The 14,935-nt window shown below is 52.1% G+C and carries 13 protein-coding genes; 10 read left to right on the forward strand and 3 right to left on the reverse strand.

Going from position 1 to position 14,935, the window contains the following annotated elements; genetic code table 11:
* Positions 1–2: 2 nt before the first annotated feature.
* Positions 3–833: an oxidoreductase gene (locus tag NC979_RS24315; RefSeq protein ID WP_190517823.1), complete on the reverse strand. Its 831-nt coding sequence runs from the start codon at positions 831–833 to the stop codon at positions 3–5.
* A 1,279-nt stretch (positions 834–2,112) separates the two neighbouring features.
* Here NC979_RS24315 and thrS point away from each other — a divergent pair.
* From thrS to NC979_RS24360, 9 genes are all read left to right on the forward strand, one after another.
* Positions 2,113–3,354 carry a threonine--tRNA ligase gene (gene thrS / locus NC979_RS24320; protein ID WP_190517826.1) on the forward strand — a complete coding sequence of 414 codons (1,242 nt, stop codon included), beginning with the start codon at positions 2,113–2,115 and terminating at the stop codon, positions 3,352–3,354.
* Between the two features lie 84 nt (positions 3,355–3,438).
* Positions 3,439–4,176 (forward strand): class I SAM-dependent methyltransferase, encoded by a 738-nt coding sequence (locus NC979_RS24325; protein ID WP_190517828.1) that lies wholly within the window; start codon positions 3,439–3,441, stop codon positions 4,174–4,176.
* A gap of 99 nt (positions 4,177–4,275) precedes the next feature.
* On the forward strand, positions 4,276–4,905 hold the full coding sequence (locus tag NC979_RS24330; protein ID WP_190517831.1) for a nucleoside/nucleotide kinase family protein: 630 nt from the start codon (positions 4,276–4,278) through the stop codon (positions 4,903–4,905).
* Between the two features lie 175 nt (positions 4,906–5,080).
* Complete coding sequence (locus tag NC979_RS24335) at positions 5,081–5,572, forward strand: GNAT family N-acetyltransferase (RefSeq protein ID WP_190517834.1); 492 nt, start codon at positions 5,081–5,083, stop codon at positions 5,570–5,572.
* 594 nt (positions 5,573–6,166) lie between these two features.
* Positions 6,167–7,792, forward strand: a complete 1,626-nt coding sequence (locus tag NC979_RS24340; protein ID WP_190517836.1) for an ABC transporter substrate-binding protein — start codon at positions 6,167–6,169, stop codon at positions 7,790–7,792.
* Positions 7,783–8,781, forward strand: a complete 999-nt coding sequence (locus NC979_RS24345; protein ID WP_190517839.1) for an ABC transporter permease — start codon at positions 7,783–7,785, stop codon at positions 8,779–8,781. Before NC979_RS24340 ends, NC979_RS24345 begins: the two co-directional genes overlap by 10 nt.
* Positions 8,778–9,638 carry an ABC transporter permease gene (locus tag NC979_RS24350; protein WP_190517841.1) on the forward strand — a complete coding sequence of 287 codons (861 nt, stop codon included), beginning with the start codon at positions 8,778–8,780 and terminating at the stop codon, positions 9,636–9,638. Before NC979_RS24345 ends, NC979_RS24350 begins: the two co-directional genes overlap by 4 nt.
* Positions 9,639–9,640: 2 nt before the next feature.
* Positions 9,641–10,570 (forward strand): ABC transporter ATP-binding protein, encoded by a 930-nt coding sequence (locus NC979_RS24355; protein ID WP_190517843.1) that lies wholly within the window; start codon positions 9,641–9,643, stop codon positions 10,568–10,570.
* Positions 10,557–11,186, forward strand: a complete 630-nt coding sequence (locus NC979_RS24360) for an ABC transporter ATP-binding protein (protein ID WP_190517846.1) — start codon at positions 10,557–10,559, stop codon at positions 11,184–11,186. The genes NC979_RS24355 and NC979_RS24360 overlap by 14 nt, the downstream gene beginning before the upstream one ends.
* Here the strand turns inward: NC979_RS24360 and NC979_RS24365 are convergent.
* Complete coding sequence (locus tag NC979_RS24365) at positions 11,172–11,483, reverse strand: hypothetical protein (protein WP_242023966.1); 312 nt, start codon at positions 11,481–11,483, stop codon at positions 11,172–11,174. The genes NC979_RS24360 and NC979_RS24365 overlap by 15 nt on opposite strands.
* A gap of 543 nt (positions 11,484–12,026) precedes the next feature.
* On the opposite strand from NC979_RS24365, the gene NC979_RS24375 reads away from it, so the two are divergent.
* Complete coding sequence (locus NC979_RS24375; RefSeq protein WP_190517848.1) at positions 12,027–13,289, forward strand: Na/Pi cotransporter family protein; 1,263 nt, start codon at positions 12,027–12,029, stop codon at positions 13,287–13,289.
* Between the two features lie 126 nt (positions 13,290–13,415).
* Here NC979_RS24375 and NC979_RS24380 read toward each other — a convergent pair whose 3' ends face one another.
* Positions 13,416–13,670: a hypothetical protein gene (locus NC979_RS24380; RefSeq protein ID WP_190517850.1), complete on the reverse strand. Its 255-nt coding sequence runs from the start codon at positions 13,668–13,670 to the stop codon at positions 13,416–13,418.
* Between the last annotated feature and the right edge of the window lie 1,265 nt (positions 13,671–14,935).

Raw genomic sequence — 14,935 nt, forward strand, 5'->3', positions numbered from 1 at the left:
TGTTATCGATAATCAGTCGATTCAGCTAGCGCACGCCATTGCGCCGTTTCTTGCTCGACGTAAGCGTTTTTCTGAGCAATCGCTTGAAGGGTGTCGGTGCCAAGCGGCAACCGTAGCGGTGGCGCATCCGCATTGGCAAGCTGAAGCATGGCTTGGGCCAGCTTGACCGGGTCTCCCGGTTGCTGGTAGCTCAGTTGGGAGGCGATTTGACGAACCTTACCGACCGTCTCGGCGTAATCGGGAATCTCGGTAGCAGTGCGCTGGAGCGAACTGCCATCGAGGAAATTGGTGCGGAAGTAGCCCGGCTCGACCACCGTGGCATGGATGCCCAGCGGCGCTAATTCATCGTGCAGCGCTTCGGTGATGCCTTCAACGGCAAACTTGGTTGAGGAGTAGACGCCCCATCCCGGCGTAGAGCGATAGCCCCCAATCGACGAAAGGTTGATGATATGTCCAGAGCGGCGCTGACGCATGCTGGGTAGTACCGCACGGGTCATATTCAATAGCCCAAAGACATTCGTGCGATAGACCCGCTCAACCTCTTGGGCGCTGGTTTCTTCAATGCCGCCCAGGATGCCGAATCCAGCATTGTTGACGAGGACATCAATCTGCCCAAAGCGTTCTAGTCCGGCTACCACGGCCGCCTGTACTTGAGCCTCGTCGGTGATGTCCAGGCTGAGCGTCAAGGCATTGGGGTTCGACTCGAATTGCTCCAGATCAGACGTTTTGCGAGCGGTTGCAATAAGTTGATCGCCTGCGGCCAGAACGGCTTTTGCGATTTCGGCCCCAATTCCACGGGACGCACCGGTAATGAACCATGTTTTTTGAGTCATCGGTCTATCTCCTTTATTGCCTTATCCTTTCATTGCCTTTCGGGCATGGGTTCATAGTAGGTTTTGGTGCAAGGGTTATAAATACACAGACCTTGCAGATCATTGCCTAATTGTCTCAAGCAGGAGAGCGGCGCTCAGAAGCATCCTCTCGAGTAGGGGCAGCCAACCGCTGAGCGGGATGTCTATGACACACCGCTCAGCGGTTACAAAGAGCTGCCGAGAGATCGTGATGCTGCTTTGTGGCGCGGGGCAACTAGCCTGAACCAATATCCAAAAAATGCTGAGCCTTTTGTTTGGTGTCTCGGTCTTGCGTATTTGCATACTATGGCCTCGGCTGGATTCTGCCCCCTTCAACGCCTGTTGCCAAACGCTAGGCCGTCCTGATGCCTTAGGGTTCTGTGGCTCCCTGGCCGTTTCCGGCCAGACCTCAGTTAGACTCCCCTAGCCTCAATGACTGTCAAAGGGGTAGACCTTCCCAGGTAAGAACGTGAACTGTCAATGCACCGCCGCGTCATTTACCGTATCCTCCGAACCAAAAGGCTTCGTTGTGTTGTGCCAACTCGCCCCGGGAACTCGGCCTTCTATGACGTTTCTGTCCGTCGGCCCGCACTTTTGCCGCTAGCTTCCTATGCTTTCGGCAGGCTGCGCCAACAGACCCTTGCTCGCGGAAACGCCCTTGCCTTAAGCTAGTGGTTGTCCATCTCTCGGCTCTTATGACTTTCGAGCATTTGGAAAGCTGGTCCTCCCACAGGGGACTTTCACCCCATTAGTTCACGCCCGTGCTGGGCGTACCCAATGCGTTGGTGCGGATGGTACAGAGTTTATTAGTGGGCATTCAAGGCGCTCTGCCGCCGCACAACTTCTTCGTTAGCCTGCTAAATATGTTGTTCAGTTTTCCTAAGTACTTGACATTTTTTAGATAATTGAGTTAGAGAACATATATCAAAACAGAACTTCTCCCGCCATGAGAGTAGCGATCGCCCTTACTACCACTACCACCCCAACTATCCATCTAGGAGGGTCGTAAGGCGCTGCACACAAATACAGTCTTACTACTTTAGTTGCCCTCCAGACAGAATCTGGGGGGCAATGTTTTTGAATGGAAAGGAATGCTCATGTTACTGATGATGCTGCTTGCAATAAATACTAATACCACCACTACCATCACGCCAGGAGGGACGTGACGATTAGATTGCATATGCAATTTTTTCTAAACCCTCCGAGCCAAGATTGGAGGGTTTTTTGTTGCCAAATTACTTTTACATCAGGAGAAACTAAAATGGCGGATCACCGTGAACTTGCAAGAGATATGGACTTGTTTCATTTTGAGGAGCATAGTCCGGGAATGGTGTTTTGGCACTCCCAAGGGTTTCAGCTTTTTCGCAGCATTGAAAACTTGATGCGACAAGTTTATCAAGCCTATAACTTTGAAGAAGTGCGATCGCCCATTGCGCTGAGCCGATCACTCTGGGAACGTTCAGGGCATTGGGAAAAATTTCGCAAGGGGATGTTTGTGGTGGGCAGTGGAGAGCCAGAGGCAGACAATGACTCAGCTCAATCCATCCTCAACCCTGACTATGCGCTCAAGCCCATGTCTTGCCCTGCCCACATCGCCATTTATCAGTCCCACAAGCGCAGCTATCGAGAGCATCCCATGCGATTGATGGAGTTTGGCATGTGTCATCGCAATGAACTCTCTGGAACCTTGTCGGGCTGTATGCGACTACGACAGTTTGTTCAGGATGATGCTCATATCTTCTGCCGAGAATCTGATGTGCAGCATGAAATCGGCAATTTCCTCAAAATGGTGCAGCAGGTCTACGCTGCCTTTGGCTATGACCACTTTTCCTTGCAAATTTCTCTGAGACCTGAGCAACGGCTTGGCTCTGATGACCTCTGGGATCGCGCTGAGTCGTTGTTAATCGAAGCCGTTCAATCACTAGGGCACAGCTACCAATTAGCTCCAAAGGAAGGAGCATTCTACGGGCCAAAACTCGAAATTAGTTTGCAAGATCAGTTGGGGCGATCGTGGCAGTGTGGCACGTTTCAAGTTGATTTTAACCTTCCTCAGGTGTTTGAGTTAGCGTTTGTGAATGAACAGGGAGAACTGGAACGACCTGTCATGCTGCATCAGGCAATTTTAGGGTCGCTAGAGCGGTGGATCGGCATTTTGTTAGAACACCATCGCGGTGTCCTCCCCGTTTGGGCCGCCCCGACACAGATTGCGATCGCCTCTATTTCTAACAAGGCATCTGTCTGGGCAGAAACGATTTTCTCTCGGCTCAAGCAACTGGGGATTAGAGTAGAACTTCACAATCAAGATCGAACAATTAGCAAGAAAATTCGGGACCTCTCCAAACGCAGGGTTCCGTTGATTGCGATTGTGGGTGAGCAGGAAGCTAAGAGCCAAACGTTGAACCTTCGACGTTTGGGTGCTGTCGAACAACAAGAAATCAGCCTTGCTCAACTTGAGCTTATGTTGGCAGATCTTGCCATGCCGAGCGTACGTTTGTCATCCTGATTACCAGAAGAAGATACGCAATTGCAAGCTGCAATAAGATTTAAAGGTTATACCTGAAGTGTTATCAGATTATCGAGCTGGAGAATGAACACAGCGAAAGATCACTATGATCAGCAGATTGCCTCTGTTTATAGTTGGATGACGGGTGCTCCAGAAACAGCACTTAAACGCAATCATGACCTTTTCCGTCAGCTTGGGCTTGATTCAACACCACGGGGATTAGCCATCGATTTAGGAGCAGGATCGGGATTTCAATCCATTCCATTAGCAGAGTTGGGATTCCCAGTCGTTGCTGTGGATTTTTGTGCAGCGTTATTGTCAGAATTGAGTGCTCGTGCCAAGTATCTTCCTGTCCGCACGGTTCACGACGACATTCTTAACTTCTCCAAGCATGTCAAAGAGCAAGCGAAGGTCATTGTTTGCATGGGCGACACGCTGACACATTTGGAGTCATTGAGTTCAGTCCAGTCTTTACTCTTGAACATAAAATGTGCATTGGTTAAAGATGGTAAACTGATTTTGACTTTCCGTGACTACGCTTCTGCAGAGCCTGACAGAACACAGCGTTTTATCCCTGTCCAAAGTGATGAGTCTACAATTCTCACCTGTTTTCTTGAGTATCATGAAGACTTTGTGGAAGTCTACGACCTACTTTATCGAAAGATTGGAGAACAATGGATATTGAATGTTAGTTCTTATCCGAAGTTACGCATCAATAAAAACTGGATTTTTGATCAGCTACAAAAAGAAGGATTTCAAGTGGTTCGGAATGAAACAATCAATGGAATGATATGTATTGCTGCCAATGCACTGGAACTTTGAAGTACACTGGGTTCTAGCAAAAACTATTTGCGTCCGGTGATTGCGCACGTTAGGTTGCCAAATTGCAAGAGTATGACAGAGTTACTGAGATGCAAGAGTATGGCAGGAACAGTTAACAAACGATCATCAAGTTTTGTAGTTGCTATCAGTGGGCCCTCTGGAGCAGGAAAAACTTCTCTGGTGCAGAAAGTGACCTGCTTGTTAGAGGACGCTGTATCTTTCTATTTCGATGACTATGTCTGTGTATCAAAGTATCCTTCAGACTTCTCTCAGTGGATTAGAGAAGGGGCTGATCTTAATCAGTGGGAAACTCTACAGCTCCTCGAAGACTTACAAGCATTACGGCATGGAAAGGCCATTTCTTTGCCCGAGAATCAAGAAATAATTCAATCAGCCAGCTTCATTGTGATCGAAGAGCCGTTTGGTAGAGAACGCGCCAAGATGAGCGAACTAATTGATTTTGTAGCATATATCAACCTTCCGCTAGAAGTTGCCTTGGCACGTCGATTGCTGCGAGACATTGAACAGTGTGTCACTGAAAGAAAGCAAGATATCCTAGCAGCCTATCTCAAAGAATATCTGACAGAATATCTCAATGGTGGCACTCGAGAACTGTATTTTGAAGTAAGTACAAGAGTTTTGCAGAATTGTGATTTGATTCTAAATGGGGTCAACTCTTTGGATGAGTTAGCGAATGAAATAGTGACTGCGATCAAAACAAGGGTGTAGGTTGCCTAATAAGGATCTGGATCTAACCACCTTCGTCAACCCCGATAAATAGAAGTGGTTGTCGCACCTAACCCTTCGCTGCAACGGGCAGCATCAAGATCCTAGCTGTGTCCCAAAGATTACTAACCATCGTTGAGCTTCACCGTTAAGGCGCACAACAACCAACGAGGCAAGAATGATCATTACAGGCGTTCGTGAAAGTGAGAGAGAAGAGTTGCTCAGTTTGGCGGTCAGCACAGGTCTCTTTACGCCCGAAGATGCAGAGGGGCTGCTCGGTGGAATCTTAGACGGGCTTGCGGCTGGAGGGCTCCCAGAAGGCCACATGGCTGTGGCCTGTCGCAAGTCACACGACAGTGAGGCCATAGGCTGGTCCTACTATGCACCTGACCCGTATGCAGAAAATATACTGAATGTGTGGTGGATTGGTGTAGCTCCAGAGCATCATGGAAGCGGTGCAGGACACGTTCTTCTGTTGCACATAGAGAAAGAAGCAAGAGATCAAGGGGTGCGCGTTGTAGTTATTGAGACAAGCGATCAAGCCCCTATGGCTAGAGCTCGTAAGTTCTACGACAAGCAGGGATATGCGGAGAGGGGTCGGATCCCAGATTTCTATGGGCAAGGAGATGCAAAAGTCATCTTTTCGCGCTCACTTGCGAGTGCGCCCTAACGCCGACAATTAACCTATTTCCTGAAGTATGGACTTTAACTAGGCAGAATGGCACGGCTAACAGGTAGCTGAGGTGACTTTTGATCAAGCCGAGTGCTCAATGGCCTTGACTTGCTGAAGGCTTGTGGGTTGAGTAGTTGCCTGCGCGTGCAGCTAGCCAATCTGGCTTAACCCCATGCCTGTACTCACGAAAGAGCTGCTAAGAGGGGTTGTGATGCTGCTTTGTGGCGCGGGACAACCATTCCGCCACGTCTTTTAGCTATTTGGCTCGAACTGCTTCTAGTTTTACCAGCGAGCATAGGGCGACGGAAACGTCGCCAAAAACCTTATTAGCTTTTGCCCAGTAGTTCACGAGTCCTCAGAAAAGCTGTGCGTTGGCCAAATCTGTCGTTTTAGTCAATGCTTGGATTAGAACTGTTCAAATGAGCTTGCCAGCCTAAATTCTCTTCTGCTCTATATCCCTCACCCCCGGATTGTTGATTAGAGCAGGCGGTGGTAGCCTCAAAAGTCGTGAAACCCCTCTTGCTGCTTAGGATGCTTGATTAAGCCATAAAGGGGGCAACTCATTTTGCAAATTAACTGATAGGTGCAGCTATGGCATTACGTCTCAAACTGCCCGCCTGGTCTATAGGGGTGCTCCTCCTGGGGCCAATTCTGACTGGATGTGCTTCAAATTCAACTGAGCCAAGTGCTACTGCGCCAGCCTCCAATGCTTCTGCAGAGCAGATAGTCCTGGCGATTGGAGGAGAGAGTGAGGAAGGGTATGACCCCACGTTAGGCTGGGGCCGCTACGGTTCACCCCTGTTTCAGAGCACCTTGCTGCAGCGCGATGAAAACCTTGAAATCGTCAATGATCTGGCGACCAACTATACGGTCAGCGAAGACGGCAGAACCTGGACGGTGACGATTCGCCAAGACGCTCAGTTTTCTGATGGGGAGCCGCTGACAGCAGCCGATGTTGCCTACACCTTCAACAAGGCAGCAGAGAGCGGCGGCCTGACCGATGTAACGGTACTAGAAGAAGCTGTCGCCACTGACGACTACACGGTAGAGCTGCGGCTGAAGCAGCCCCAAAGCACCTTCGTCAACCGCCTGATCACCGTAGGCATTGTGCCGGAGCACGCCCATGGTCCTGACTATGCTCGCAACCCCATTGGCTCTGGCCCCTATCAACTCGTCCAGTGGGACGAGGGGCAGCAGCTGATTGTCGAAGCCAACCTCAACTATTACGGCGAAGCTCCTGGGATTGGGCAACTCGTTTTTCTATTTACTGAAGAAGACGCGGCCTTTGCGGCCGCCCAGGCGGGACAGGCCCAAGTGGTCAGCGTGCCCCAGTCGCTGGCGGTGCAGAGCATTGAGGGCATGAAGCTCTATGACGTTGCCAGCGTGGATAACCGGGGGCTGATGTTTCCCTTTCCTGACGAGGGGAGTAAGACTACGCCAGACGGTAAACCGGTGGGTAACGCCGTCACCTCAGATCGGGCAATTCGGCAGGCGGTGAACTACGCCGTCGATCGGCAGGCGCTGGTAGATGGAGTGCTGGAGGGTTATGGATCGCCCGCCTACGGCCCAGTCAGCGGCCTGGCTTGGGAGGAACCGAACGCCAATATCGACGATGCTGACCCTGAGCTGGCCCGTCAGATCCTAGCAGACGGGGGCTGGAGCGACAGCAATGGCGATGGTGTCGTTGAAAAAGATGGCTTAAAGGCCGAGTTCACCCTACTTTATCCGGCCAGTGACAGCACCCGTCAGGCCTTGGCGTTGTCGGTCGCGGAGATGCTTAAGCCCGTGGGCATTCAGGTCAATGTCGAGGGCAAGAGCTGGGATGAGATTACCCCCCTAGCGCACAGCAACGCGGTGCTGTTTGGCTGGGGTAGCCACGACCAGACGGAGATGTACAACCTCTATCACAGCAAGGCGGCCCAGGGCGATTTTTACAACGCGGGCTACTACGCTAACCAAGCCATCGACCAAACGCTAGATTTGGCGATGGGTGCCCCTTCAGAGGCAGAAGCGATCGCATTCTGGAAAGCCGCCCAGTGGGATGGCCAGCGAGGGTTCACGGCCAAGGGCGATGCCGCTTGGGCCTGGCTGGTCAACCTTGACCACACCTACTTTGTCCACGAGTGTCTAGACATCGGTCAACCCCAGGTTGAGCCCCACGGCCACGGCTGGCCGATCACCGCCAACATCGCTAGCTGGACCTGGACATGCAATTAAAACCAATTCTGCTGTTTTTCAGCTACAAGCTGGTGCGGCTGGCGCTGCTGCTGGTCGCCGTAGCAGTGCTGACCTTTGGGCTGATGAGTCTGTCACCGATTGATCCGGTGCAAGCCTATGTTGGGGCCGACATGCTGCAGGTCAGTGCCACTCAGCGAGAGCTGATCGCCCAGCGCTGGGGCCTGGATCAGCCAATGATTGTGCGCTTTTGGGACTGGTTTGGGCAGATCATTCAGGGCAACTGGGGCACCTCAATGGTGTTTAACCAACCGGTTTTGCAGGTGATCGGCCAGCGGTTTCAGGTGTCGCTACAGCTGCTTGCGATCGCATGGCTCGTTTCTGGTCTGCTGGGGCTAGTGCTGGGTGTGCTAGCCGGAGCCTTTGAGGGCACCTGGATTGACCGGGGCATTCGCCTCTATGCCTACACCCTGGCCTCATCGCCAACATTTTGGGTGGCGCTGCTGCTGCTGATTTTCTTTTCGGTGTCGCTGCGGCTTACCCCAATTTGCTGTGCCGCTCCGCCCGGTGTGCTGGCCCAAAACGTTACTTTCTGGCAGCATCTGCACCACCTACTGCTGCCCGCCCTCGCCCTGAGCATCATCGGCATTGCCAACATTGCCCTGCACACCCGCCAGAAGCTGATCGATGTGCTGCACAGCGACTATGTGCTGTTTGCCCGCGCTCAGGGCGAAAGCCTTTGGGGCATCTTGCAGCACCACGGACTGAGGAACATCCTGCTGCCCGCATTAACCCTGCAATTTGCTTCTCTCAGTGAGCTGTTTGGTGGCTCGGTGCTGGTGGAGCAGGTGTTTGCCTATCCGGGGCTGGGGCAGGCGACCGTGCAGGCGGCTCTGCGCAGCGATGTGCCGCTGCTGGTGGGCATCGTTTTCTTCAGTGCCCTGTTTGTCTACGCCGGAAATACCCTGGCCGATTTGTCTTACCAGGTGATTGACCCACGTATCCGCATTGGCGGCAGGAGGACCGCATGACCACCCTTGCACCTCCTCAGATCCGCGCTGCCAAACAGCGGAGCAATCGGCGGCAACGAACTCTTTGGACCATTGGGCTGTGTGCCTTCTTTTTAGCGGCCATCATCTTCAGCACCTGGGTGATTGGCGATGCTGGACTTAGCCCGGTATTGACCCAGCGCAACCAGCCTCCCTCCTTAGCCCATCCCTTTGGCACCGACTGGCTGGGGCGAGACATGCTGACGCGATCGCTCCACGGCATGTCCCTTAGTCTGCGGGTGGGTCTGCTGGCCGCCACCTCCAGTGCGCTGATCGCTACTTTGCTGGGGTTGGCGGCAGGCACGTTGGGCGGCTGGGTTGATGCCGTCATCTGCTGGATTATCGACGTGTGCTTTAGCCTGCCCCACCTGGTGCTGCTGATTTTAGTTGCCTTTGCGGTCGGGGGCGGAACGCGGGGCGTAATCATTGCCGTAGCGCTGACCCACTGGCCTAGTCTGGCCCGCGTCATTCGGGCAGAGGTGTTGCAGGTCAACAGCTCCGACTACGTGCAGCTCTCTCACCGGCTGGGTCGCTCTCCCGCCTGGATTGCCCGCCACCACATGGTGCCCCACGTCATTCCTCAGCTGCTGGTGGGGCTGATTCTGCTGTTTCCCCATGCCATTTTGCACGAGGCAGCGCTGTCGTTTATCGGCATTGGCATTTCGCCCCACCTGCCCGCCATTGGCATCATTTTGGCGGAGTCGATGCGCCACCTATCTACCGGCTACTGGTGGTTGGGGGTGATGCCCGGTTTGCTGCTGCTGCTGTCGGTCAAAGCCTTTGACTGGCTGGGCGAAAATTTGCGGGCGTTGCTTGATCCGAAGACGAGTCAGGGGTAGCTATGCTGTCAGTTTCAAATCTCAGCGTTACGTTTACTCAGTACGAGCAGGGGCTGCGCCGCAAGCAGCTAACAGTGATCACTGACCTAGATTTAGAGGTCAAAGCCGGAGAAGTGGTGGCGGTGGTGGGCGCTAGCGGGTCGGGTAAGAGCCTGCTGGCCCACGCCATTTTGGGCATTTTGCCGGAGAACGCGACCGTCGGTGGCACGATGCTGTTTCAGGGTCAGCCGCTGACGCCCCAACGGTGTCAGCAACTGCGCGGCAAGGCCATTGCTCTGATTCCTCAGTCAGTGGGCTATCTCGATCCGCTCATGCAGGTGGGGAAGCAGGTGCAGCGGGTAGCTCAGCTCAACGGGCTGGCCAAATCAGCGGCTCGAACGGCGGTGAAGCAAACCTTTCAGCGCTACGACCTGCCGCCCCAGACAGGTCGCTGCTACCCGTTTCAGGTCTCAGGGGGCATGGCACGGCGGGTGCTGGTGTCTACGGCGGTGGTCAGTCAGGCCGATCTGGTCATCGCCGACGAACCCACGCCTGGCCTGCACCCGGATGTGGTGATCGAAACGCTAAACCACCTGCGGGAGCTGTCTCAGGAAGGGCGCGGGGTGATTTTGATTACCCATGACATCGAAGCGGCGCTGCTGATAGCCGATCGGGTAGCGGTGTTTTACGCCGGCACGACGGCAGAGATTGCTTCGGCTCAGGACTTTGCCACCGGGAACTTGCGCCACCCCTACACCCAGGCGCTCTGGCGATCGCTGCCCCAAAACGATTTCACGCCGGTGCAGGGTAACCAGCCCAGCCCTGAGGCGCTGCCGGTAGGCTGCCTGTTTAGCGATCGCTGCCCCTGGATGACAGAGGCCTGTCTGCCAGAGCGACCAGTGCTGCGGATGGTACGAAGTGGTTTAGTGAGGTGCATTCATGCTGACCGGTGAAGACCTTTGGTTTCGCTATGCGCCCCAGCTGCCCTGGGTGGTGCAGGCTCAGTCTCTGGCCGTGAAACCGGGTGAAGTGGTCGGACTAATGGCCCCTTCTGGTTTTGGTAAAACAACTCTGGCCAAGCTGCTGGCGGGCTATTTGATGCCCACCCGCGGCAGGGTGAGCTTAGACGAACAGCCGCTTCCCGCCCGGCGGTACTGCCCAGTGCAGCTCGTTTTTCAAAATCCGGAGCTGGCGGTCAACCCGCGCTGGCGCATTGACCAAATTTTGCGCGAAGGCCATCCCCCCCAGATGCATCAGCTCGATGCCCTAGGCATTCACCCTGGCTGGCTCAGCCGCTACCCCCATGAGCTGAGCGGCGGTGAGCTGCAGCGAATTGCGATCGCCCGCACCCTCAACCCTCAAACTCGCTACCTGATCGCCGACGAAATGACGGCCATGCTCGATGCCAACACCCAGGCGCTGATCTGGCAGGCCGTTTTGGCCTACACCCATTCCCATCAGATCGGGGTTTTGGTAGTCAGTCACGATTGGCCTCTGATGAGGCGGCTGTGCGATCGAATCCTCGATTTGGCGGCCACACAAAACCACAGCACCCTAATTTCTCAGTAGCCGCAGCCTGCTCAGCGTCGAGCCTTCGTGCCCCAGCACGCCCAAGGGCAGCGTCAGATTGCCTGCAAAATTCGAAATCAGCAGAAGTACGACAAACCCAAGGGCAAACACTATGTTTTGCTTGACCACGTTCTGGGCCCGACGGCCTAGCCGAATCGCGTGCTCTAGGTGCTCCAAGCGATCGGCCATCAGCACAACGTCTGCGGTTTCAAGCGCCGCGTCGCTGCCTGCGGTTACGCCTAACCACCAAGCCGAGGGCAGCTCCATTGGCCTTGGCGAAATTGAGTCAAGGGTCACGCAAATTAGGCGGCGGGTGAAGATTTTGGGAACTCAGTGGGACGAAGACAACGTGCAGCGGGTGCTGCGACAGCAGTGCGCGTATTTAAACAATTACTTCTCAAAATGAGTCTTGCAAGACTGGGCTGCCCCCGTTCACCGGGTGCATTATCTTGCTCTGACGCAGATGTTGCAGAAGGTCAGTTGTGTTGCAACAGCCTAAGGCAGCGAACGCTATTGAGTACTACTTAATCGATGCGATGCGATTGAAGTTTAATGGGCTATCACTAATAAATAAATCTGGCTTTTGACCTCAGAAACTAACTTAGTTTTTCTTCTGCTTACCTTAAACAAAATGAATCGATGGTTAAGTTTAGCTTTAGAGGAAATTAACGCTGTTAAATGTAATTAAAAATGTAAGTTCGTCTGAGAAAAAACAATTAATCTACGCCTTTTGGAAGAGAGGCGAGCAAAACCATTAAGATACTCTAAGCATGCTTGAATCGCGATGTTTGAATCAGTTTTGCGCTCATTTATCACAATCAAAATAATTGAGAGACAAACATGTTTATCTTAAAGCAACTAAGCCGCAAACTATTCAGCTATTTGAGTCTTGTACTTTTAGTTTTAACATTACTCGTTTTTCCACCTGAGTTTCCTACTCAGTTTTCATTTTTGAATTTGCCTGCTATTGCATCTAGCGTCAGTGCTCAGACGACTCAACCTGGAGATAACGAGTCTGAATCTAGTGCTCCTCAACAACCTGAGCTTCCTTTGAGCCAGGAAAAACAAGGGGAAAATTCGATCGGCTTCTTCAAAATGATAATGGGTGCGCTCGCAGGTTTAGTGTTGTTTATTTATGGTGTTACGCGATTAGCTGAGGGATTAGAAGACATGGGAGAAGAACGGATGAAACGCCTCCTCAGCAAATTCACTACGAATCGCTTTGCAGGGGTTGCAACTGGAGTCGTCGCCACAACATTCTTGGAATCATCATCCGTCACAATTATTCTGGTGATTGCGATGGTAAGTGCTAGCATTCTTACCTTTGTACAATCCCTTGGGGTTGTACTGGGTTCCAATATTGGTACAGCAGTCGGAGCACAAATTATTTCTCTCAATATCGAATTGTATGTTCCTATTTTAATGTTTAGCGGTCTGCTGGTGTTCTTCTTAGGCAGAACGGTCCGTATTAAATCTATTGGTATCGTTTTGCTCGGGTTTGGATTGATGTTTTACGGGCTTGAAGCGATCAACTCAGCCATGGAGCCGTTTCGAGATTACGAACCGTTCTTAAACTGGATGGAAAGGCTGGGTCGTAATCCCATTCTAGGGGCTTTGGTGGGGGCTATCTTTACGGTGATTATTCAATCTTCTTCAGCCACAGTCGCGATCGTAGTGACATTAGCAGGCTCCGGTTTAATTGCTTTGCCTGCTGGAATTGCAATTATGCTGGGTGCAGAAGTTGGAACCTGTGCTGATACTCTGATTGCTACGATTGGACGGGGAAGTGCTGCGTTGCGAACGGGTCTATTTCACCTCTTATTTAACCTCAGTAGTGCCGCTGTGGGAATTCTTTTAGCGCCACAACTAGCTCAATTAGCTCAAACAATTTCTGGTGATGACGTTGGACGGCAGATTGCGAATGCTCAAATGCTATTTAATATCATTGGCGCTGCTGCTGTCATCGGTTTTTTGCCAATCATTGCACGGGCGCTAGAAAAGCTAGTTCCAGAAACTGATGCAGATCGTGAACGGCAGCAACGCCAGCTCGAAAAACAGCAAGCGAATGCTAAAAACCCGCAGGCTGAACCTCTCACTCGTTAAACATGCCTTATACCTTAGCCAAGGCTTCTGAGCTAAGGGGCTTCAATTAGCTCCTTAGCTCTTCATGGTCCACTAGCCTTAATTCAGTGCCACTCAGGATACAGCGTGCTTTCTAAGAGACAAAGCTCAGTCTGGAGAGCGATTAACCAGCAGGTCAAACTGACCTCTTCCCACATCCAGCTTGTCTTGATCTTCCTGCACAATTTCATCAATGTTTTCTACTCCGGAATCTGCCGAAGTTTGAGATGAGTCCTCCTGCTGCATCTTGTTTAGGGTCTCGTCACCCAGGGGTTGACGAGTCTGGCTTGTGGTTGGTGGCTGCATGACACTTTCGAGCCCCAAAGGTTTTTGGCTATCGTTATCTAAATTTTTGTTTTCCACTTTTAATACCACTAAATTCTTATTTTTATACTTGCTCTAGTGCTCTAATTTTTTATCAATCTAAAGTCGGATTAATTTGGCTCTAAATGTACATTTGAAATTAATGTTCGATGGCTAAACATCTCAAACCCATTTTCACTTGCTATGAAGACTCCCTTATTTTCACCGCTGGAGGCACTGGTCTATTAAGAAGAGATGCAAAGAACCCCTAGCAATAAGGCTAGGGGCTGAGGTGAAATTTTGCTAAGGCTATTGTGCCTCAAGCTGCTTCAGGACAGCGATCGCGCTTTGGATGCCCCCATAGGCTTTATCTATCAATGCGGCCTGGGTTTTGTCGGCGGGTTCAGTATGCAGGATGCGGTTGAGAATTTGCTCTAGGGTCTGAATGTCGGCGTCTATTTGATACCTTACCAGTGTGGTCTAACCTGAACTATCCCATTGCTCTAAGGGCGGTGTTGCTGAGGGTTTGCGCGTTTTTTGCCCAAACCTTGGCGTACTATGGGCTCCTGCGCGATCGCCCCGATGAGGGGCATAGCAATGGTGGTCTATCCAAAGCTAACCCTAGGTAGAGTGTTGACTTGTGATTCTGCTGCTCTCAGCTCACGACGATTTACCTTGGAGCTTTTGGACAGTGCTCCAAAAAGCGTTCTCAAGTTGGGATGATACAGCTAGACCATCTAGTTCTCTCATCAACGCTTCAGCAGTCCCCGTGTCCCCGTCGTTCGAGGCTTGGGTATAGGCTTCTAGCAAAATACAAAATTCGTTGTTCACCGTTTGCCACCGCTCTGGTACTGCGTCAGGTTGATTTCTCCTCTACGAGATAACACTTGTAGTTATTGAGGAACCATGACCGAACGGCGGATTTCACAGGAAGTCTTACTAGTGGTGCTGACTGCGCTGGCAATCAAGCACCTGTACTAAAGAAGGCGCTGGGCAGGGTGGGTTGAGTAGTTGTCTGCGCACGCAATCAGCCGATCTGGCTTACCCCATGCCTGTACTCACGAAAGATCTGCCAAGAGAGACTGTGATGCTGCTTTACGGCGCGGACAACTAGTCTAGGCCACTTTTCGCCCTGCCCCTGCTATCGCACCCACATGCTGAGTACCATAAGCTCAGCACCGGCGATCACTATGCGGTAATGAGGTGTCCAAATTGTGGAGACGGTGGACGCCAGATCAGCGACAGCTACAGGGGAAATTGCCTTAAGGTTGAGGCTGTGGGAGCAATTGACCGGCCCCAAGACAGAAGGCGGCAAGCGCATCGTG

The sequence above is a fragment of the Leptolyngbya subtilissima AS-A7 genome, from assembly GCF_039962255.1.
Lineage (GTDB): Bacteria > Cyanobacteriota > Cyanobacteriia > Phormidesmidales > Phormidesmidaceae > Nodosilinea.

What these genes read in the sequence shown, in the direction of transcription:
- NC979_RS24315 (WP_190517823.1), bottom strand. Translation starts at nt 833, where the DNA reads ATGACTCAAAAAACATGGTTCATTACCGGTGCGTCCCGTGGAATTGGG.
- thrS (WP_190517826.1), top strand. Translation starts at nt 2,113, where the DNA reads ATGGCGGATCACCGTGAACTTGCAAGAGATATGGACTTGTTTCATTTT.
- NC979_RS24325 (WP_190517828.1), top strand. Translation starts at nt 3,439, where the DNA reads ATGAACACAGCGAAAGATCACTATGATCAGCAGATTGCCTCTGTTTAT.
- NC979_RS24330 (WP_190517831.1), top strand. Translation starts at nt 4,276, where the DNA reads ATGGCAGGAACAGTTAACAAACGATCATCAAGTTTTGTAGTTGCTATC.
- NC979_RS24335 (WP_190517834.1), top strand. Translation starts at nt 5,081, where the DNA reads ATGATCATTACAGGCGTTCGTGAAAGTGAGAGAGAAGAGTTGCTCAGT.
- NC979_RS24340 (WP_190517836.1), top strand. Translation starts at nt 6,167, where the DNA reads ATGGCATTACGTCTCAAACTGCCCGCCTGGTCTATAGGGGTGCTCCTC.
- NC979_RS24345 (WP_190517839.1), top strand. Translation starts at nt 7,783, where the DNA reads ATGCAATTAAAACCAATTCTGCTGTTTTTCAGCTACAAGCTGGTGCGG.
- NC979_RS24350 (WP_190517841.1), top strand. Translation starts at nt 8,778, where the DNA reads ATGACCACCCTTGCACCTCCTCAGATCCGCGCTGCCAAACAGCGGAGC.
- NC979_RS24355 (WP_190517843.1), top strand. Translation starts at nt 9,641, where the DNA reads ATGCTGTCAGTTTCAAATCTCAGCGTTACGTTTACTCAGTACGAGCAG.
- NC979_RS24360 (WP_190517846.1), top strand. Translation starts at nt 10,557, where the DNA reads ATGCTGACCGGTGAAGACCTTTGGTTTCGCTATGCGCCCCAGCTGCCC.
- NC979_RS24375 (WP_190517848.1), top strand. Translation starts at nt 12,027, where the DNA reads ATGTTTATCTTAAAGCAACTAAGCCGCAAACTATTCAGCTATTTGAGT.